At 34.2% G+C, this 21,538-nt stretch carries 18 protein-coding genes and 1 pseudogene; 5 read left to right on the top strand and 14 right to left on the bottom strand.

Translation table 11 applies throughout. From position 1 onward, the window contains the following. Positions 1-93: 93 nt before the first annotated feature. The 5 genes from BVG17_RS06890 to dnaG all read right to left on the bottom strand — a co-directional run bounded on the left by BVG17_RS06890 (position 94) and on the right by dnaG (position 8,008). A complete protein-coding gene (locus tag BVG17_RS06890; protein WP_241654193.1) occupies positions 94-1,071 on the bottom strand; it encodes a TomO hydrophobic C-terminal domain-containing protein in 978 nt (325 codons plus the stop codon). Next, positions 1,068-2,549, bottom strand: a complete 1,482-nt coding sequence (gene ltrA, locus BVG17_RS06885; RefSeq protein ID WP_143688845.1) for a group II intron reverse transcriptase/maturase — start codon at positions 2,547-2,549, stop codon at positions 1,068-1,070. The genes BVG17_RS06890 and ltrA overlap by 4 nt, the downstream gene beginning before the upstream one ends. Before the next feature lie 520 nt (positions 2,550-3,069). After that, positions 3,070-4,593 (bottom strand): DnaJ domain-containing protein, encoded by a 1,524-nt coding sequence (locus BVG17_RS10255; RefSeq protein WP_084241010.1) that lies wholly within the window; start codon positions 4,591-4,593, stop codon positions 3,070-3,072. A gap of 266 nt (positions 4,594-4,859) precedes the next feature. Then, positions 4,860-6,158: a Na+/H+ antiporter NhaC family protein gene (locus BVG17_RS06875; RefSeq protein WP_063631137.1), complete on the bottom strand. Its 1,299-nt coding sequence runs from the start codon at positions 6,156-6,158 to the stop codon at positions 4,860-4,862. A 98-nt stretch (positions 6,159-6,256) separates the two neighbouring features. Further along, positions 6,257-8,008 (bottom strand): DNA primase, encoded by a 1,752-nt coding sequence (dnaG, locus tag BVG17_RS06870; RefSeq protein ID WP_063631136.1) that lies wholly within the window; start codon positions 8,006-8,008, stop codon positions 6,257-6,259. Positions 8,009-8,153: 145 nt separating this feature from the next. Here dnaG and ubiG point away from each other — a divergent pair, with 145 nt between their 5' ends. The 3 genes from ubiG to tsaB all read left to right on the top strand — a co-directional run bounded on the left by ubiG (position 8,154) and on the right by tsaB (position 11,160). Then, positions 8,154-9,320: a bifunctional 2-polyprenyl-6-hydroxyphenol methylase/3-demethylubiquinol 3-O-methyltransferase UbiG gene (gene ubiG / locus BVG17_RS06865; protein ID WP_063631135.1), complete on the top strand. Its 1,167-nt coding sequence runs from the start codon at positions 8,154-8,156 to the stop codon at positions 9,318-9,320. Between the two features lie 101 nt (positions 9,321-9,421). After that, positions 9,422-10,555: a cation:dicarboxylate symporter family transporter gene (locus BVG17_RS06860; RefSeq protein ID WP_063631134.1), complete on the top strand. Its 1,134-nt coding sequence runs from the start codon at positions 9,422-9,424 to the stop codon at positions 10,553-10,555. Continuing rightward, positions 10,555-11,160, top strand: a complete 606-nt coding sequence (tsaB, locus tag BVG17_RS06855) for a tRNA (adenosine(37)-N6)-threonylcarbamoyltransferase complex dimerization subunit type 1 TsaB (protein WP_063631133.1) — start codon at positions 10,555-10,557, stop codon at positions 11,158-11,160. Before BVG17_RS06860 ends, tsaB begins: the two co-directional genes overlap by 1 nt. On the opposite strand, the gene BVG17_RS06850 is transcribed toward tsaB, so the two are convergent. Then, positions 11,130-11,714, bottom strand: coding sequence for an adenylate kinase family protein (locus BVG17_RS06850; RefSeq protein ID WP_172793471.1), 585 nt, complete (start codon positions 11,712-11,714; stop codon positions 11,130-11,132). The genes tsaB and BVG17_RS06850 overlap by 31 nt on opposite strands. Before the next feature lie 235 nt (positions 11,715-11,949). Between BVG17_RS06850 and BVG17_RS06845 the strand changes: the two genes are divergently transcribed. After that, positions 11,950-12,660 carry a class II aldolase/adducin family protein gene (locus tag BVG17_RS06845; protein ID WP_063631132.1) on the top strand — a complete coding sequence of 237 codons (711 nt, stop codon included), beginning with the start codon at positions 11,950-11,952 and terminating at the stop codon, positions 12,658-12,660. Between the two features lie 168 nt (positions 12,661-12,828). On the opposite strand, the gene BVG17_RS06840 is transcribed toward BVG17_RS06845, so the two are convergent. After that, on the bottom strand, positions 12,829-13,476 hold the full coding sequence (locus BVG17_RS06840) for a heme exporter protein CcmB (RefSeq protein ID WP_015588462.1): 648 nt from the start codon (positions 13,474-13,476) through the stop codon (positions 12,829-12,831). A 108-nt stretch (positions 13,477-13,584) separates the two neighbouring features. Between BVG17_RS06840 and BVG17_RS06835 the strand changes: the two genes are divergently transcribed. Next, positions 13,585-13,962 (top strand): TraR/DksA family transcriptional regulator, encoded by a 378-nt coding sequence (locus BVG17_RS06835; RefSeq protein ID WP_007302671.1) that lies wholly within the window; start codon positions 13,585-13,587, stop codon positions 13,960-13,962. Positions 13,963-13,997: 35 nt separating this feature from the next. Here BVG17_RS06835 and BVG17_RS06830 read toward each other — a convergent pair. The 7 genes and pseudogenes from BVG17_RS06830 to BVG17_RS06800 all read right to left on the bottom strand — a co-directional run. Next, positions 13,998-14,364: pseudogene (locus BVG17_RS06830) on the bottom strand (transposase family protein); the annotation flags it as partial. 68 nt (positions 14,365-14,432) lie between these two features. Then, positions 14,433-15,608, bottom strand: a complete 1,176-nt coding sequence (locus tag BVG17_RS06825) for an ankyrin repeat domain-containing protein (protein WP_405054865.1) — start codon at positions 15,606-15,608, stop codon at positions 14,433-14,435. 332 nt (positions 15,609-15,940) lie between these two features. Further along, the gene (gene ispG, locus BVG17_RS06820) at positions 15,941-17,221 is read right to left on the bottom strand and encodes a flavodoxin-dependent (E)-4-hydroxy-3-methylbut-2-enyl-diphosphate synthase (RefSeq protein ID WP_063631130.1); all 1,281 of its coding nucleotides are present in this window, start codon (positions 17,219-17,221) and stop codon (positions 15,941-15,943) included. A gap of 16 nt (positions 17,222-17,237) precedes the next feature. Then, positions 17,238-17,867 carry a TRP75-related protein gene (locus BVG17_RS06815; RefSeq protein ID WP_012481754.1) on the bottom strand — a complete coding sequence of 210 codons (630 nt, stop codon included), beginning with the start codon at positions 17,865-17,867 and terminating at the stop codon, positions 17,238-17,240. Positions 17,868-18,043: 176 nt separating this feature from the next. Beyond that, positions 18,044-18,601 carry a hypothetical protein gene (locus tag BVG17_RS06810; protein WP_007302667.1) on the bottom strand — a complete coding sequence of 186 codons (558 nt, stop codon included), beginning with the start codon at positions 18,599-18,601 and terminating at the stop codon, positions 18,044-18,046. A gap of 181 nt (positions 18,602-18,782) precedes the next feature. After that, entirely contained in the window at positions 18,783-20,894 is a 2,112-nt protein-coding gene (locus BVG17_RS06805; RefSeq protein ID WP_012481755.1) for a DNA translocase FtsK, read from the bottom strand. Beyond that, the gene (locus BVG17_RS06800) at positions 20,895-21,173 is read right to left on the bottom strand and encodes a YggT family protein (RefSeq protein WP_063631129.1); all 279 of its coding nucleotides are present in this window, start codon (positions 21,171-21,173) and stop codon (positions 20,895-20,897) included. It lies immediately after the preceding gene. Between the last annotated feature and the right edge of the window lie 365 nt (positions 21,174-21,538).

Raw genomic sequence — 21,538 nt, 5'->3', positions numbered from 1 at the left:
AGTATAGAATTTCCTTAGTTTTAGATTTTACTAAATATATTACTGAATTAATATCATCAAACTTGATCTGCCATTTCTCCTGATCTTAAGTTATCATTTTACCGCTAGCGTTTGATCAACTACAACTTCAGCATTGCTATCTTTCAATAAATTTGCAGGACTATTACAATGGTATGTGATTGCAGCAACAACAAGACAACAAACTCCAATTCCTATCCCTACCGCTAACATTCCTGAATGAGCTGCAATAGCTACACCTAAAGCAACTCCAACTACTGCTAACGTAGAAGCAACTATGATAGAAGTATTACGACACTTAATACGAAGCTCATTTAGTTTATCTAATGCAGGAATACCATCTTTATATTTTAGCTCTCTTATATTTTCACATTTGTTAAGCAACTTCCAAGCATAACTTAACCTTGACGCTTGACCATAAAACCCCTTCTCAACATATTCAACCAAGAGATCAAACGAAGTTTCACCTTGGTTATTTTTAACGTCAAATCTTGCACCTACACTCGTAAGTGATTCAACTTTGCAAAGCATTGACTTATCGGAGTGCAAGTTTCTTAAAGCATGATGTAGAGCTGTATTCCCACCTTCATCTTGATAGTCAACTTTATTTCTATATAAAAAGTAACCAAAAATCTTTTTATTGCAATCGCTTGTAACGATATTTTTTAAAGTAATACTTGAAATTTTTATGTTATTTTCAACTAGGAGATCTAGAGCTTCTTTATGGTTACATTCAACAATAGTATCTACTAATCTATTCAACTCAGGAGTACCATTTAGACCTTCTGGTATAACTTTATGTTTGCCAAGTAACCTCACAACTAAATCTAAGCTTCGCATAGTTTTACGTTTGTCCTTCCTTAGAGAAAACTCGAACGAGTAAGAGTTTAGTGGACTAAGATATCTTCCACTAAACCCTCCTCTAGGAACCGTACTTGAAAGTTTCCCTTCATACGGCTCGAGCCATCTTAAGTCCTTTTCTTGAGAACCGGCAACATTTTCCTTCAAATATTCTGGCATTTCAAATTCCTTACTAGGATTAACGTTAATCATATCTTATCATCCTCATGAAGAGAAGGATTATTTGATCTACGTTTTTCAAAGTAGGCATACCATTCTTTATCGTAGGGATTTGCCTCAGCTTGAATTTTCTTATGGCGACGAATTGGTACGCTTGTTGCTTGAAAGAGTTCCTTCCACTCAACTGTACCTTCCTTATTAGTTAATGTTGCAAAGCACCATCTTCTGGCTTCTTTGGTTTTAAAGTATTTCTCTTTAATCCAACGTAAGCCTTTGTTAGGGTGTCTGCGTTTTGACCATTGCCATAAGGCTCTAAAAATCTCAGAATCCACTTTCTCATAAGCTTTTCTTGCGCATATTCCCCTGTGGTAATATACCCAACCTCGAATTTGAGGTGTGAGCAGTTCTATTACTTTTTCTTGGGTTGCTGCGCAGTTCTTACGAATCAAGCACCGGATGCGCTTCAGAAGTCGGTTTGTACTTTCTGCTGAAGGTTTGATGATTATCTTCTTTTTGTACTTACGTACTGTCTGACCTAGAAAATCAAATCCCTGTTCTACGTGTGTGATCTTGGTTTTTCCTGTGGATAGAGTTAACCCTCTGTCGCTGAGGAAATCCTCTACTAGCTGCTTGACTTTAGTCTCTAGGATTTCTTTTGATTTTCCAGTTACTATAAGGTCGTCCGCGTAGCGGATCACGTGCACACCATATTTCTTGCGTTTTCTTGTACCCTTCTTCCCGAAATGTTTACTGATAACATTTTCGAGACCATCAAGGGTCAAGTTGGCAAGTACAGGAGAGATAATTCCCCCTTGTGGAGTTCCTGCTATTGTAGAACGGAACATTTGCTTTTCTACGAATCCAGATTTTAACCACTTGCTGAGAATACTCTTTTCCATTGGGATTGAGTTTTCTAACCAGCAGTGGTCTATTTCATCAAAACACTTCTTAATATCCGCCTCTAGGATCCATTGCGGTCTGCTACGTCCTGCCAAAGTTGTGTGTATTTGACTTACTGCATCAGCCGCTGAGCGATACTTTCTGAATCCATATGAGTGAATGTCTCCCATTGTTTCTGCAATAGGGTCAAGTCCCATAAGATATAATGCTTGCATCGCTCGATCTTTCATAGTGGGAATACTAAGAGGTCGCTTGCTGCCTGTAGGTTTAGGAATATAGATTCGCCTCAAAGGTTGAGAGCGGTATCCTCGTTGCCTCAGGCTTGCAATTCCTTGAGATTTTGCTGAAGGGCTTTGCCACAACTGGTTATCAACACCTGCTGTGCATTTTCCTTTATTTGAAGTTACGCGTTTGACTGCTAATGCTTTAGCACTAAAACTACGTGTTAGGAGGCGTTGTAAAGTTTTCACTTTATTCCATCTCCTAGCTTTTGTTGCCTGAACAATACGAGCTTGTAGCCTTCTAGTATTTTTTCTGCACTGAAACCAGCTAATTTGATTCCAGTGTTCTGCCGTACCGGAAGGTGCACTTACAATTTTACCTGTAACCATCTGCTTTCCTCACTTAAAAGGTTTTACAAACAATCTTGTTCAAGATGACCGTAGTGGACGTCAGTTCTCTTTCGAGCCAGGTAACGTTTAAACCTGTATCTCATCCGTTACAGATGAGCGTTCACTTTTTCCACACTCCCAAACCCACATATCCATCGGTCTTTCTCACGATCAACCTTACTGAATTCCTAGGGATATATGGGATTTCCGTGTTCCACCTATCAAACAACGAGCGGGTTAGGATTGATCTATACACCGGTGGTGTTTATGTTTGCGTATCAGATGCGTTCACTCCGATAACCTACCACATACCTTTTGGTCCAAGCCTGTCAGTGTCTTTGGCTTGTTCGACTTAACGATGCTTACGATCATTCACTTCTGTTATCCATACCGTTCACCCTAGCCCCCGTGCCAACTTGACACTAATAGCATCGTCCTTCTTCACAGACCGAACTTCTCCTTTTCAGGCGGGTTCATTGTCCTAAACGCTTTGCATAAGACATTACTGTACTTATACAGTTTAGTAGGGTACGAGTGGCAAAACACTCGGTTTAGTCAGAGCTAAACAGTTCAATAGACGACTTTCACGTCGCACAAAAGCATTATCGTACTCAGAACACTCATTAACATAATCAACTAAGAGATCAAATGGAGTTTTATCTTTTCTATTTTTAACATCAAGCCTTGCACCTTTACTCAGAAGGAATCTAGCAAAACTTTCATATTCATAATCGTTATAACTAACCTCTTTTAAGGCATAATGTAAAGCTGTGTTACCGTCTTCATCACTTAAATTTGAAATCTGTATGTTATTTTTGGCCAAGAGGTCGAAAATTCCTTCGAAACGATACTTGGCAGCAAATTCTACCAGTTTATTTAACGCAGGAGTACCTTCTAGTTTTTTCAGTTCATCGGCTTTACAACAACCGAGCACCACCAAAACATTATTCAATCTTTCTATTGCTTCTTCCTTAGAAGAAAATTGTTTAGCATAATTAACCAAGAGATCAAATGGAGTTTTATCTTCGTGATTTTTAGTATTAAGCTTTGCGCCTTTACTAAGAAGTGACTCGACAAAACCTTGGTATTTCGATTCATTCAAATCCAACCATTTTAATGTATGATGTAAAGCTGTATTTCCTTCTTCATCTTTATAGTTGATATCTAATCTATCTAAGTACTTATTAAAAAAATAATCCAAAAACTTTTCAGATTGGTATTTATAAGCATAGTTTAAGATGTCATTTGGTGATATTTCTATCCTTCCTTCAAAGAGCTTGAAAATTTCCACACGATCGTACGCAATAGCAATTTGCACTAGAGATGTAATGTTATCATCAGCAATTTCAACTTTCCTTATTATAGAAGAGCACTCTTCAAGTTCACCTGATTTGATCTTTTCCAACAAGTTCATAATAGTGAATATATAGTTACCCTTGTCGTTTTTTAGTTTTGTTACACTTTCGGTTAATTTTTCAATCGATTCATCTTTGCCTACCTCGCTGTTTAGTTCAATGATCTTGTCTACTTTTTCTTTTTGCTCTTTTTTTAATTCTTCTTTTAATTCTCTATGTTTATCAAAAAGTATATTACGTATACCGTAAAAACTTTCTATTCGATTCACTTCTGCAATGTATTTAAGTTTCGTTTTGTTTAACTTATGTATTCCTTTTTTTATTTCATCTGCTTTTTCACAAAACTTTCTCATTTCTTTTTCCCATGACGACTCCCTCTTATAAGCTTGTTGACTAACATCCTCTCCCCTATCGTACTGAGCTTTGTTTGTTTGATCAGATAAAATTTCGTATGCTACTGATATTTGCTTGAATTTTCCCAATTTCTCTTTAAGCTCAGCCATTTGACCTTCTTCCGACTGTGATAGTAGCTCTCCGTCCTTCTTTTTTTTCTCTAACCTATCTAACTCTTGCGCTTCCTTATGCAATTTATCTGGATGAAGCTTAAGTGCCAATTTGTGATATGCTTTTTTTATCTCATCGTGAGTAGCATCTCTTTTTACTCCTAATATTTCATAATAATCAGGCATTTGTTTCTCCACTATTTTATACATTTTTGATTATACCACTAATACCACATCTTTATGAAAGCACGGTACTGACATATAAACATTTTAGCAAATATTGTAATAATTGTCAATTTATTAACAAATTGAGTGAAAATTTGTAGAAAAATGAGTTGTGAAAATGAAGGTTTAGAATTATTCCAATAACAGATTAATTTATATATGAATATGTCTCAACTTTACAGCATAATCAGTTAGCATAACTTGCACAAAGCTACAGAAAGAGTTGTTTATGGTAATTGAGGAGCTACAACCACATGACGTCTGCCATTAATAACTATTTCACTTATTGCAACTGCTGCAAAAACAAAACAATAATATACTTTTGTTAGTACAGCAATAGGTGAAAGAGAGGCAATGCTGCTTGCTAGCAATATTTGAGAACCATAAGGTAAGATACTTTTTGTGATCGCAGTAAATATTTCTAATAAATACGCACTACGGTGTGGTGCAATGTTATATCTTTGTGCAAGTCTTTTCGCAATATTACTAGTTAATAAAATAGCAACAATATTGCTGGAAACCAAAATAGTAAACATAGATGATATTCCTGCAATCATAAGTTCAGCTTGACTTCTTGTGAGATTCACCTCATCAGTGAATTTATCTATCTTTTTCTGACTGTATTCGTACATTAAGTGGCTTAATCCACTACTGAAAAGAATAAATATCATTACCTCATTCATCTTATTGAACCCCCTACATATGTCATGAGAATAATCAATAATCGAATAATCAAAAAAAGCTATTCCTAATATTCCAGCAACAACCATATTAACAGCTAATGTTACCAGTGTGTTTATTTCAAATAAACCCATAATTATTAAAGATATATAAGGGATAATTTTGACTATGGATAAATAATCCAGACTTGAGAGAGAAACAACTTCTGTGCTATTTGAAATCATTACTAGATAAGTAAGTATTATAAGACCTGTAACAGATCCTGTCTTTAGGGTTAGTTTTAGTTTATCCTTTACTGAAGCTCCTTGTGAAGAAGTAGCAGCAATAGTAGTGTCAGATATCATTGAAAGGTTGCTGCCAAACATAGACCCACCTATCACAGCTCCAACACCCACTGCACAATCAAAAGCTCCATTTTGTGCTAGATTCACAGCTATTGGTGTTATAAGTGCAATAACTCCGATTGATGTGCCTATTGCACTTGCAATAAACGCAGAAACCACAAACATTCCAGGAAGTAATAATTGTGCTGGAAGAAAGCAAATAGTTAAGCTAGCAATCACATTTATACTACCAAGCGATTGAGTAACAGTAGAAAATGCCCCAGCAAGGAGAAAAATCAAACACACGGTAAGAGTAGTTTTATTCCCCATACCTTTTATAAGAGTATCAACGCTATGCTGAATTTTGTTTTTATTGAATAGAATAGCAAAAAATAATGCTGGTAATAAGCAAACTAACGGTGAAATTTGATGAAGAGGATTGTCAAACCCAAAAAAAGAAAAATAAATACCACTACCAAGATATAAGGTTAAAAAAATAATGAGAGGAAGAAATGCAAACACTTGTCGTAATTAAATAAATTGAAAATATACTAGAACAAGCTATTTTAAGCAACTACCAATACAGTGTTTTTCTAATAATTTTGAACATCTTAAGCCATCTACTTTTGAATAAACTCCATTTGCATTTCTTGTATACTACTTTCTATTTGTTTTATTTGTTCTATCAATTTTTCCTCTAAATCTAAATTACCGCTCAACCTTGCTTTGATTTTTTCATCTTGTAATACATTTAATTCTTTTAGCAAGACTATGTTATTCCATACAATCTCTGCAGATTTTCTCTCGTTTAATTGGCTGCTCAGTACATTAGTTTTTTCAAGTATAAACTTTATAACATTAAGTTGTTCTAATTCTTGTAATAAAACTTTTTTACTGAGTTCGCTTCGACTATTTGTTACATCAATTATACGCTGTTGTAATCTTTTCATTTCTGTATTAGTAAATTCAAAATGAGAAAATTGCTCAAAAAATATAGGATGGTTTAAAAGCTCAGGAAACTCTATTACTATACGCAGGGTTATAGCTTGATTTTGCTCTGTTTCAATTAATTCTGGAGATTTGTTATAGAGATACTCCTCTTTTGTTTCTCTGAGTCTACTTTTAAAAATTTGCTTTTTAAAGCTACTTCTCAGTTCGTTAGCTTTATTGTAAAAATAATCTCTATAATACCTTCTAATACTGCTGTTGCTGATAGCGTTTACATATTCCATGAATTTGTGCTCAAGAATTGAATATTTTTCCGGAGCAAATTTGTCATAATTTTGCAAATTGCTATCGATTATGTGATTCCATAAATATTCAGAGTGCAGTTCTGTTGAGTGGTTAAAAGCAGAGAGTACGTCTTCTGTCTTATATTCTAGCTTATTGCATATATCGTATGGATCCTTATTGTTTGGCAAAGTCACGAATTTCAATGTGTATCCAGGCTCCAGTATCGGCAGAACAAGTTCTGCAATTCGAATAGCGGCATGACGTCCTGCACTATCGCCATCCATACAGATGGAAATTTCTTTAGCAAATTTCCAAAGATTTTTTATCTGCTCTGCAGAAATTGCGGTACCAAGCGGAGCAACTGTATTGCTAATTCCAGCTTGATGTAGTGCTATCACATCCATATATCCTTCAACAACAAATATGTGTTGTTTTTTGCGTATTTCGCTCAAAGCAAAGTTTATTCCATATAAATTTTCTCTTTTCTTAAAGAGCTGACTCTCTGGGCTATTTAAATATTTTGGTTGTTGATCAGGACTCAGCGCACGTCCACCAAAGCCAATAACTTTTCCTGCAATGTTCTGTATAGGAAACATGAGTCGATCATAGAAATAATCACGAAAATTTTTATTTATCAACCCAACATTAACCAAAACTTTGTCTTCAATACCGGAAGAGTTCAAGTATTCTCTCAAACCAGAGCTTGGTGCATAACCTATTCTAAATTTATCTATAATTTTGGGTGATATCTTACGCTGCTTTAAATAATCTACAATGCCCTGATTTTTTTGTGTAAACCAATTTGCAGCTAAATTCAATGTTGAAAACAGTTTGTCGTTTTCTTTAGCAAAGCTGAGGTTTTTGGGTAACTCAACACCTGCAACCGATGCCAGCCTTTCCAGCGCTTCCTTAAAACTTAAGCCCTCAGTTTGTGAAATAAATTCAAACGCATCACCATGAGCTGAACAACCGAAACAGTAATATAAGCCCTTAATATTGCTGACCGAAAAAGATGGAGTTTTTTCGTTATGAAATGGGCAGAGTCCAACAAAACTATCTCCTCTTTTTATTAGCCTGACTTTTTTACCTACTATGTCGGACAACAATAATTTTGACTTTATAATATCTATATGATCCATTTTACCGAATTAGTAGTGATAGGATAAAAATTATATAGAATTTATGCATACCTGACTCGAAATTTATTCAGAAAGATCAGGAGAGCTTGACAGAAAGCTCAAAATAAATTACCCATATAAATATCCTTAAGTTGCAATTTTTCGCATGTCAGATATAATATCAATTGCTTCAGACCATGCAGGTTATGAATTAAAATCAGAAATAAAGCCTTATCTAGAAACTTTAGGTTATACAGTGATAGACCGTGGCTGCACTGCTGAGCAAAAGAGTGTAGACTACCCTGACTATGCTGCTGAAGTTGTAGAAGATATAACAAATAAAAAAGCAAATTATGGGATATTAATCTGCGGTACAGGTTTGGGCATGAGTACTGTGGCAAATCGTTTTGAAGGAATCTACGCTGCTTTATGTAATAGTGTTGAGATTGCAAAATTAGCTCGCGAACATGGCAACGCGAATATACTTTGTCTTGGTGCGGAATTTACTGCAAGTGGATTAGCGAAAGACATAGTCAAGCAATTCTTCGAGACAGAATTTTCGAAAGAGAGTAGACATAAAAAACGCCTTGATAAACTCAGCAATATTAATAAGAAAAAAAAAACACAGACTTATAATGAAGATGAAGTATCAAAATTCACTAAAATGGCAGGAGAGTGGTGGAATGAAAATGGCAAATTTAAGCCATTGCACATGATGAATCCTGTTAGAGTATCATATATTGTTGAGAAAATAAAAGAGTTAAAAAAATGCGATTTAAAAGAACTATCATTGCTTGATGTTGGTTGCGGTGGTGGCATTTTGTCGGAGTCAATGGCGCGTATTGGTATTAGCGTTGCGGGAATAGATGTATGTGAGGAAAACATAAAAGTGGCACAGTCACATGCAAAGAAAGTAGGGTTAAATATAGAATACACACACACTAGCATTGAAGAGCTAAGCAATGACAAGAAGTACGATGTGGTTTTGTTGATGGAAGTAGTTGAACATGTGGATAATTTAGAGTTTTTCATGAAAAAAGCAATAGAACTGTTGAAACCAGAAGGGCTAATTTTTATATCGACAATAAATAGAACTATTAAATCCTTCTGTCTTGCAATAGTCGGCGCAGAGTACATATTAAATTGGCTGCCAAAAGGCACACATAATTGGAATAAATTTCCCAAGCCATCAGAAATTGCAAATCATCTAAGAGAGAACAATGTAGCACTACAAGATATGGCTGGTATGGAGTACAACGTAATAAGGCGTGAATGGAACTTAACCAAAGGTGTGGATGTTAATTATATACTTTGTGGAAACGTTGTAATTTGAAATCTCATTCGAATATTAGAAGATAATGCAAATATTTTAGGTGGCTTTGCTTTACTTAACAACTTACTTACTATATACATAATAAAACATCGCTATATAATATGCTACAATTGTTAACTTTATTTACTGTTATCATTTCAGTTGCATTTTTTGGTCATTTAGTCCCAATAGAAATGAAAACCTTCCTGTACTCAGTAAGCTTGAGCATCAAAGAGGTTTTGTTATTTATAATGCCTTTTATTGTTTTTGCATTAATATTTAGCAGCGTTAATAATCTTAAGCAATCAGCTATAAAGTTTATATTACTACTTATTGTAACAATTTTCTTATCGAACCTTACTTCAAGTTTAATAGCCTATTCTGTTGGGCATTTTATCTTACAAAGCACTTATTCAATACAGAATGTAACACAGCATAAAGAAACAATTTTCCCTTTATGGTCGATTGAGCTACCGATACTGCTTTCCAACTTTCGTGCTCTTGCTTATGGGTTTTTGTCCAGCTTAATAATGTCTGCTTTACTGCCTGAAAAAAGTAAAGAACTTTCTCACAAAATATCAGATTTAATTTTGTTTGTTTTGAAGACATTCTTGACACCAGTTATTCCAATGTTTGTACTTGGATTTGCTTTTAAAATGCAGCATGACCAGGTTCTATCTACAATATTTATGAATTACTCAATAATTTTTATTATTATAGCATCTGTAACCTACCTTTATGTTTTTCTCTTATATGGAGCAGCAAATTCATTCAAGATCACAAGCTGGATAGCTAGTATAGGCAATATGATACCTGCATTTATTACTGCAATGAGCACAATGTCTAGTAATGCAGCTATGCCTCTTACTATTGAAGGAAGCAAAAAAAATGTAAAGCAGCCTGATATAGCATCGTCTGTTGTGCCAATAACTGCTAGCTTTCATTTAGTAGGTGATTGCTTTTTTATTATAATATTATCAATGATAATGACTTTTGGTGGTGGATTGTCTGCAACAGACTATGTGACTTTCCTTCTCTACTTTCTGTTATTTAAATTTGCTATTGTTGCAGTTCCAGCGGGAGGGATTATGGTAATGTTGCCTGTTCTTGAGAAGTATCTTAAATTCTCTCCAGAGATGCTTTCATTAATTACGGCATTGTATATAGTGTTTGACCCAATAATAACTTCAGCAAATGTTATGGGTAACGGTGCTTTTACTATAATGTTTACAAAGCTCTATGATAAGCTTAAGTGATGTCCATTCTAGCAATTAATACTGTAGGTGCTGGTAGTTCAATAGCAGTAATTGATTACGATGGTAATTGTTTTGTAGAACGCAATTCTGCAAACAATAGTCATGCAGAATCATTTTTTCAAATACTGAATACTTTGTTTGATAAGCATAATTACAGCTACGATAAAATAGACCATTTAGCAGTGATAGTTGGACCAGGAAGTTTTACTGGAATCAGAGTTGGTATATCAACTGCACAAGGTATAAATCTTGCTACAAATAAGCCGTTATATGGGGTTAGTGCGCTGGAAGCTCAAGCATATGCAATATCGCTACTTTGTGCAAATAGCAAAAAAAATATTAAAGCTATAATCGAAGATGATCAAAAGTTTTATACGCAGTTATTTGATTTCAATTTGTTACCGCTATCAAATCCTGCTGTAGTAAGTGAACTCCAGCCTGAAACGGACTGCATTACATATATGGATTGCAGTTTACCAAAGTTGGATGCTAGCCATGCAGGGCTATTAGTCCGTTATAGACTAAAAAATAAACAAAAATTAAATGGAGTTGAGGCTCTATATTTAAATGAGCCTCAGTATATGAAATCGTTGCCTATTGCGTAAACACTATTAATTTGGCCAAGTTTGTACATCTGACTTACTATTTCTTCTGCTACTTCTTTTATACTCATATTTGAATTTTCTACCTCTATAGCATTTTGTGGTACAAATAAATCTTCCTCCCTAAATTTAATACTATTTATATTAGTAACCTTCCTATTTTTTCTTTGCTTTTTTGATATAGTACGCTCTTGTAATATCAATGGATTGCACCTAAGTACTATAGGGAGGATTTTTGTGCCCATTTTTTTACTAAGTTCTACTACTGAGTTATATATTCTTATGTTGTAATCATTATTTTTAATTAATTCATCAACAAATATATAATTTTTTGAGTCAATAGGATAGGCTTCTATTGCCTGAAACATAACATGTGTAGTGTTATATATTCTATCTCGAGCTTCTTTGGAAGTTTGATTATATTCAAGTCCACTTACAATTACTGCATTTATCATACTAGATAATACTATTGCTGTAGAAAGTTTACCACTTCCTGGAAAACCAGTGATATATATGAAAAATTTTGTTAGCTGTTTTTTTATGTCAATGTTTACCATATTGTTTTTAATATTAAAACCTACACTTATAATAACATAAAAACGAGGCTTTAAAACATATGAAATATTACATAAAAAGTCGTTTTTATAGTTAAAATACTATGTAATCTAGAAATGTAAACTCTAATCACCTAAGGCAAGTAAAAGTGCTTAGTATTTTAACGTAGGTTCACCTTTTAGTTTGTAATAAACTTTTTTTCACGTATAAATCTTTAGAAAATTTTAGTCAAAAGCTATGTTATTAACAAATAGTGAGTTGAAAAGAGACCTAGTTAACGCCTATCAGATTTTATCTTATCTTAAATTAGATGATCATACGTATACTCATCTCTCTGTACGTTCTGAAGATAAAAAGTCATTTTATGTTTATCCGTTTGGTATACGTTTTGATGAAGTAGATGAAAGTTCATTGATGAAAGTATCGTTTGATGGGAATATAATTGAAGGCAAAGAATATCAATATAATAAAACTGGCTATGTAATCCATGGCTTCATTTATCAAGCAAGGAAAGATATTCAAGCAATTTTTCATCTACATACACCTTCTATTGTAGCAGTTTCTTCTCTCAAGGATGGATTAATCCCAATAAGTCAGTGGGCGCTGCACTTTTATAATAAGGTATCTTACCATGATTATAATTCCCTGGCACTTGATGATACGGAAGGAAAAAGATTAATAGCTGATTTGAAAGAAAATTTTGTGATGTTAATGCGCAATCATGGATCTATAACATGTGGTCAGACTATACAAGAAGCAATGTTTTATACGTATCACTTAGAACAAGCTTGTAAAACTCAATGCCTGACGCTAGCAATGAATAGGGGGTTGTCAATTCCAAGTGAAGAAATTTGCTCAAAAGCCGTAAAGGATCTTCTGTCTTTCGAAAGCAATCTTGGTGAGAGAGATTGGCACGCATGGGTTAGGTTGATTAAAGGTAAGTTATAAAAGTTTCTGACTCTTCGATAGATATTAGATTTCTTGCATAACCAGCCAGTCTGAAATCCAATAATGGTTTCACACGCTGTAATTCATGCAAGAAGTCTAATGTCTCCATCTCTACTTAAGTTAACACCCTTAACTAAGCAGATACAAGTAAATAACTAGTAAGTTTTTTCAATCCTGCTCCACAGCAAATTTTAATGCTATGTGAGTAGTTATAGTGCTATTAACAATTAAAATGACAAAAATTAAGATGGTGATTAGTAGTGTATAAATATTCAAGGATAAATTTTCAAATTGAGTTAGCAATTTGAAATATACAAAAGTTGGCATTATCATTGGCAAAACAAGAATTTGCGACACTCCTGATGCTAAGTTATTTCGACCAATCATCAATGCATTTCCAGTAGCTGAAATATTAATGATTATCAGCGTATTAAATAATAAAGACACTCCAACTGCTATTGAATGTTCAATATTATTGCCTAGAATTGCAAAGCTGAACATGAAAGAAATCACTGAAATCGGTAACCCAAATAACAACCAGTGAGCGAAGATTTTATAAGCAACTATTAGCCTAGAAGAGAGTGGCTGTACAAAGATTTGCTCTAATATTCCATCATGATAATCAGATGTAAATAAATTATTTGTAGAGATCTGCAAAACAAATGTAGCACATATCCATGTTAATGTTAATATTACTTCTTGTTTACTGTTGTTTTCAAGTGTATATGAAGATAAACTTAACATTATAATAAAAATACATACTATATAAGTAAGATTATTATCATTTATTACTAATTTTTTTACCGAACTAATCATACCAGGATTTTAAATGTTTATTATAAATTATAGTGTTTACTTTGAGGGTAGTATAATTTTTTTTGTTTATAAGTTATATAAGTTTTAATATATTTTATTGATAATGCTATGGAAAAATTAATAAAAATAAAGTTACCGGAAGATTACGTTCCTTCAGAAAATGAAGAATATATGAACGTAAAACAACTGGAATACTTTAGCTTAAAGTTACAATCAATACTCTCTGAACTGGAGAAACAAGATCTAGAAGATAGTAGTATTTATTCTGATAGTGAAAATGGAGAATTAATTAAGCGCCGAAAAGATAGAAAAGAAAAAATTAAGGAGGCGTTGGAAAAAATAAAATTAGGCATTTATGGTTACTGCGATGGAACGGGAGAAGAAATAGGAGTCGAAAGACTTAAAGCTAATCCGCTTGCTATGTATTGTATTGAAGAACAAGAGAGAATAGAAAAAGAAAAGAACGTGTATAACATTAATGATTAGAACTTGTCCGGGAATTGATAAATTCAAGCATATATATGATTTTTTAAATGTTCTCCTTGGTATCCCATCAAAATTTTTTAACTTTAGTATCTTTTTTTCTTATATTATTTAATACCACCTTTATCATTTTCGTTATCAGCGCCTACGTAACAATCTAGTATAAAACCCTGAGTATCTGTAATTATATGCCTTTTTCTACCCTTTACTTTTTTACATAGCCTTTGATTCCCCTTTTTCTGTAGTCTGTACAGATTACTATACAAGCACTTGACTGATCATATAGTAAATACCGCCATTTACACCTGTACACAATACATAGAAAATTGCTTCTAATATTTCTCTTTTGCTATACTTTGACGACCTTCCTCCTTTCCTGTATGATACTCTGAAGTAGCTTTCTATTCCTGTCCATTCCCTTTGACTTAGGTCTGCTGGGTGCTTTTTTCTCGTCTTTACCCAGTACTAAAACTTTAGATATTATAGCCTCTTTTACTAATCTCTGGACAAGCTCTAGCTTCGGTAAACTCAGTAGAAGGTTCTTTTGCAAAAAATGCAGCATGTACAGCATTTTTAATAAAAAAACATGCAGCAAGTGCAAATATTGCTGTCGGTACATAGCGCACAGGAGAAGCTATACTAAAAAAAGTAGCAGAAGCGACTATTAAGCAACAACAAGTCAGTATCGTTTGATCACGTAGATAACGTCTATCAACTCCACCGTACTCAGCCATCAACCTTTTAACTTTATCATTGTTACCGTATGGCAGAGTAAGCGTTTTAATCAAATTCATTACACCATTATTAGTGAAATATGGAGCACACTCTATAACTCTGGAGCCATTAACCTTCTGATTAGGATCAGCACCATACTTTAGAAGCAACTCTACATATTTTTCGCGTTTATCGTTGTCACAATTGATTGCTTGATATAATGGAACTCGACCATTTTTATCTAACATATTAGGATTAGCACCATATTTCAAAAGTATTTCCATAGTATGATCATCATCACACAAAAACGCTTTAAACAACGGATTTTTACCATTTTTATCTAACATATTAGGATCAGCACCATATTGTAACAATAACTCTACAATTCTGCTGTCATCGATAACCCTACAATAGTATAACGAAGCTTCATTATGTAATAGCTTTATATTAGGATCAGCACCATTTTCTAAAAGAAGTTTCAAAATACTATAATTTCTTGAATCTTTAGCTTGCATTAAAGCAATAGATAATGGAAAGTAAATATAAATAAGTTTTTCATTGATGTAATCACCAAATCTTCCATCTTTACTGCTTTTGAATTTGGAAAAAAGCTTTTCAAGAAACTTTATATCCTGATTATATAGAGCCCTACTTAAGTAAAACCTCAAATCTCCAGGCGAATTAATTTCATTTAAATTTTCGTCAGTTAGATTTGTAACCTCTTCTATGCTTTCCTTAGTAAGAAATTCATATGCAGAACCTAGCTGCTTAAATTTTTCTTCATTTTGTTTCTTCACAACCTCATTTTTACCTGAATGTTTATCAGGATGATATTTCAAGGCTAATTTTCTATACGCTGATTTAATTTCTTGTTCACTGGGCGCATCGCTTGATTGAAAACCTAATATTTTTAAAGCTTCCTTTCTACCTACAATAAATTCCCCACTGAAATATGTTAAATTAAACGTAACCCAAAATTTCAAAAAGTAAAGCTTTTTATGTCAAATTACGTCTATTTCATAACTGTACAAATATTGTAGATCAGGAAACTTCAGTCCTTGATACTGGAATAACATCTCTATACTACTTAGAGTCAATCTCAATATTAAAAAATTTCTCAAATAGAAAAAAGGCAAAAGGAACCCTGTCAGATACTATCTAGTTTTTAAATTGGCGTTCTTTATTGTCTAATTTGACATCCACTCAATAGATACCATTTTTGCATTTAATTTACAGAATGTAGTCTAAGTACAAACTTGTGAAAGGCTTATGTGTAATGCTTCTCCACATAATCACTAATAATTTCCTTAAATTCTTCAAAAATATTATCACCTTGTAAAGTTTTGAAATATTTGCCGTCTTTGTAGACTGCTGAAACAGGTTTTTCTCCATACCCAGGCAGGCTGATCCCCAGATTTGCATGTTTGCTCTCTCCAGGACCATTTACTATGCATCCCATAACAGCAACGTTCATATACTCTACACCAGGATTCTTTTTCTTCCATACCGGCATATGAGTTTTTATGTAGCCATTTACTTCCTCAGTTAATATACGAAAACGATCGCTACTTGTGCGTCCACAACCAGGACATGAACTCACCTGAGGGTTAAAGTAGCGCAAACCTATAGACTGCAGTATTTCCTGACATACTACCACCTCATTAGTGCGTGATTCACCAGGGCGCTGAGTTAAAGAAGCCCGGATAGTGTCTCCAATACCATTTTGCAATAAATAAGTAAGCCCTGCTGTGGTATTTACTACGCCTTTGTTACCCATACCAGCTTCGGTTAAACCCAAATGCAGCGCATAATTGGAAGATTGTGCAAGTGCCGTATAAACTAAAATTAAATCTTGCACTCTACTGACTTTACATGAAATGATTATTTTCTCTGCATTAAGGCCAATCTTTTCAGCTTTTTTTGCACTACCAAGAGCAGACATTACAAGCGTCTTACGTAATATAACATCAGAAGTTTTTGGATTACTAGATAAGGAGTTTTCATCCATTAATTTTTGTGAAAGGTACTTGTCAAGACTACCCCAATTTACTCCAATTCTGACAGGAAGATCATGCGTTATTGCATACTCTATAATTTTTTCGAATTTTTCATCACGTTTATCACCAAAGCCTATATTACCTGGATTTATCCTAATTTTACCCAGAATTTTAATGTTGTCTGGATAATCCTGAATCAGCCTGTAGAGCTCATATTGTCCACAGCCTACTAATATCTTACCATCAAAGCCTTCTTTATTTATTTCCTCTACTATATAAGGTATTGCTTTTGCTACTTCCTCTGAGTTCAAAGCAATTCGCACCAATTCTGAACCTGCATGCGCTAGTTCTATTACTTCTTTTGCATATTTCTGAGCACTGCTTTTTATGTTGTCAGAATCTATATGTGCACCAAGTGCCATGGATTGAACAACTATAGGATTATTTCCACCTATCTTCACTTGTCCAACTTTTACAGTATGAGTTTTATGCCTGGAAACCGGCGATGACTCATATGCATCATCACTCAATGTCAGGTCTCTATCTAGCATATTATTAATCGTGACACTATTTTACTGTGTCAACTACACTGCCAAATGAACTTGAACCATTTAAACTATGCTGTGGTGTTCTATTTAGATCAGTAATAGAATCATGAGAGCACGTTCTTCTTGATGGAGTTTCTTTTATAGTAACATTTATAGGGGAAACTTTTTTTTCTCGTGTTGAAGTAACTTTTTTCCCTTTTTGTTGTTCACTTTTTTTATGCTGCTTACTTTCATACTGAGAAACTGGCTCTTGATCTATAAATACAGCACCCTTTAAACGTGCAAGATTAATACCATGCTGATTGATCATAGCATCCTCCCCATCTTCAACTATGCAAGCTCCCACGTTGTTTGGCTCGTTATCAAGGCTAGCAATTTTTTTTTCTTTTAATTTTTTGATTAGATCTTCTTTATTCATAGCTAGATCTTGTAACTTTTTTTTCTTGAGGAGCTCCCTACGCTTCTCATACAGTTTATATGACTCAGCAAAATCCTCGTCTGCATGAAAGTTTGCACCACCAGGGTTACCAGGAGGTATGTACCTCTTACTGAACTTTACCTTAGACTTCGCTTCAACATTATGTACAGTAAAGAAACTAGAAACCAAAAGTATTAATATAAATAAAACTTTAGAAAAGATCTTAAGCATACTATAGTGAATATTGTGCTTTAAAAGATACCAATTAACAAACTTCAAGTAAATCAGAATCTCTACCAACTTTATAATACAAACATCTTTCTAAAAAATTTACTACCAAAACCTACATAATCTAAAGGAAATTTAAGGTGTTACAAATTTTACGTAACACCCTTTCAAGAAGAGCATTACACTCTTCCTTGCTGTAAGTTATTCTTCAGTTTTTCGGTATCATTCACATTATTAAACTTTCCGCTTGGCATATCTTGAGACAAGTCGTTTTTCTTCTCTTTATCAAGCTTAACTCCCTGATAGATACAGAATGCAACAAAACTAGTTACAGCTATTGCAGCAACAGCACTGACTATGGCACAAGTTAGTATTGCTTGTTCTTGTCCCCCTACCATGTCTGCAAATGTTTCTACTTTTTCTTCTAAGCCTGTAAATTTTTCTTGCAAGCCGCTTAAGTGCTCTTGCATAGCTTGAAACTGCTCAGTACCAATCTTGTCTTCTAATGCACCAAAAACTTTTTCAAACTGCTCAACATCTATCTTTTGAGCTTCTTGCCACTCTTTTAATGCACTAAATACCTCTTCAAACTGTTTAGCATCTATCTTTTGAGCTTCTTGCCATTCTTTTAATGCGCTAAATACTTCTTGAAACTTTTTAGCATCAATATTTTGACTTTCCTGCAATGCTGTTACATCCGATTTATCAAAACCGAATACAAATTTGGTTATACCCATTTTTAACCCCCTAGCTAATTAATATATTACTATTGTACGTTTTTAGTAGTTAATTTAGTATTAAACACTATACAACTGGGATCCAATAAGAAATATCTGGTCATGCGCTGGAACTTTTGAATTCCAGTTATGCAAGAGATCTATTGATCTTAAAATAACTTTCTTTGGTTTAAGTTAAGGGTTATTCTACCAATATCTCTCTCTTTCCTGAGTAACTCGGAGCACTGACAATACCTTCTTTCTCCATTCTTTCAACAATATTTGCAGCTCTGTTATAGCCTATTCTAAGTTGCCTTTGAATGTAACTAGTTGAAACCTTTTGATCTCTCTGAATGATGGCCACTGCTTGCTTGTATAGATCGTTCTCTTCATCTTCTGTTTCACCTTCTGATTCCGCGAAAGAATTTTCATCTTCTTGAGTGATTTCCTCCATGTAGTTTGGCTCACCTTGCGTTTTCAGATGATCAACTATATTTTGCACCTCATCATCACTTACAAATGGACCGTGCACTCGAATAATCTTACCACCAGAGGCCATATAAAGCATATCACCCATACCGAGTAACTGTTCGGCCCCTTGTTCACCAAGTATTGTACGGCTATCTATCTTAGAAGTAACAGCAAAACTAATTCTCGTTGGAAAGTTTGCTTTTATCACACCTGTTATCACATCTACAGATGGGCGTTGTGTTGCCATTATGATGTGTATTCCTGCAGCACGAGCCATCTGAGCTAAACGTTGAATAGAGCATTCTATATCTTTGCCAGCAACAAGCATTAAATCTGCCATTTCATCTACGATCACCACAATATACGGAAATGTCTCCATTTTAAGTGGTATTTTTTCAAATAAAGGTTTACCCGTTGTTGAGTTAAAGCCAATCTGTACAACGCGCTCCAACTCTATTCCGCTATTCATCGCTTCTGTAATTTTTTGATTATAGTTTATTACATTGCGCACATTTAAATATGACATCATGCGATAGCGATTTTCCATCTCTTTCACTATCCACTTAAGAGCAATAACAGCTTTTTTTGGCTCTGTTACCACTGGCGTTATTAGATGCGGTATTGCATCATATATTGAAAGCTCGAGCATTTTGGGGTCGATCATTATCATCTTGCATTCATCAGGACTTAGTCGATAAACAAGCGACAGAATCATCGTGTTAATTGCAACCGACTTACCTGACCCTGTAGTTCCGGCAACAAGCAAGTGGGGCATTTTAGTCAGATCTGCAATAACTGGTTTTCCGCTTATTTCCTTGCCAAGCGCAATTGGAAGATTTAAGTTTGCATTTTGGTATTCTGGCGATTCAAGTAAATCACGCAGCATTACAATCTCTCGCTCCTTGTTTGGCAATTCTATTCCCATGGCATTTTGTCCACGAATTATTGAAATACGTGCAGAAAGTGCACTCATTGAACGTGCAATATCATCTGCAAGACCAATCACTCTTGCAGATTTTGTACCTGCTTGTGGTTCAAGTTTGTATAAAGTCACAACCGGTCCATAACATACACTTATAATTTTTCCTTGCACGCCAAAATCACTCAGAACCTGTTCGAGCAGAGATAAATTCTTATTGCTCTCTAATGCATTCAACTGTTTTCTCTGCAAAGATTCTTCTGCTTTGGAAAGTAAGTGAATGCTTGGAAACTCAAACTCGCTAGAAGGTGGTTTAACAATTTCTTCGGCAGCTTTTTTCTTTCTTTCTTTCGGTTGTTGTTTAGTGGTTATATATTTTTCCTCTACTACTAATGGTGCTATTGAATAATCAGTAGTTTTACGTAACCTGAAAAACAGAACCTTTGTAAAAAGGGAAAATATTTTTTTACATAGGAAAAGCAAAGAATAAACCGTTCTCTTCCAACCAATCAATCCTACAATACCTATTGATGCTACTACTGTGAATATGTAAAACGGGCAGTGGTCAATTAGAGCATTACCGACTATTCCACCGTGCATGTATCTAGCAGTAATGCCAAGCGAAAGTTGCGACAATATAGCATATATTGCTACATTGATTAACGTTAGGTAGATAATTTTCAGCAATGATGCTCTGAAAATTAAAAAGTAAACTATGGTTGTAGCTATTGTAATACTAGCGAGTCCAAGAAATTGAACCAATATATCAGCTAAATATGAACCTACTACTCCGCCCAAATTTGTTACTTCCTGATTTGTAGCTGTATTTAAGGATGGATCTTTATAATTATAGCTAAAAACCGATATATATATATACATTAATAGTGACAAGTATATCGCTGATTTTAGCTGTTTTTTTAACATCTACTTAAAGTAATAAGTAATTGTATATTTTACAAAGTGAATTGCTATTATCAATATCATCACGGATAAATCTAATCCATTGAATGGTTGTATATACCTTCTGATAACCTTTAGTGGAGGATAAGTGAGTCTGTTTAAAGTTTGCATTATGCTGCTTACAATCTCATTATACATGTTAACTACATTCAATTTAATCAACAAATCGAGAACAACTGAGCATATTAGAATGAAGCTGTAAAGATCAAGTAGCAGGTTAAGTAAGTATATGATTGGATGCATATTACTAATTTATACTAAAGTCTATTATGTGTAGTGATATATATAAAATCAAGCCTCACAATAATTTTTATGCTGAAATAGATATAAACAATAAGCTATAAGATATTATACCCTTTGATTCCACGTGGATAAAAAACTTATTGATAAATTAACGGAGAGATGTGTACTGTATGAATAGCTTTTTGATCATGTTTATTACATGCAGGATAAGTGTTCAGGTACGTATGAAACCAGCGCTTCTTTTCTTGTCACCTCTTGTTACCTAAATAGCCTCTGTTCAAGTAGCCCCTTTGTTGTCATCCCAGTGCCCAGACACTGGGATCCAGATTGGCACTAAGTTGGTAAACATGAAAGCGCTTTATAAC

This window comes from Wolbachia endosymbiont of Laodelphax striatellus, from assembly GCF_007115015.1.
Classification (GTDB): Bacteria; Pseudomonadota; Alphaproteobacteria; order Rickettsiales; family Anaplasmataceae; genus Wolbachia.
This window is presented reverse-complemented; position numbering and strand designations above follow the sequence as displayed.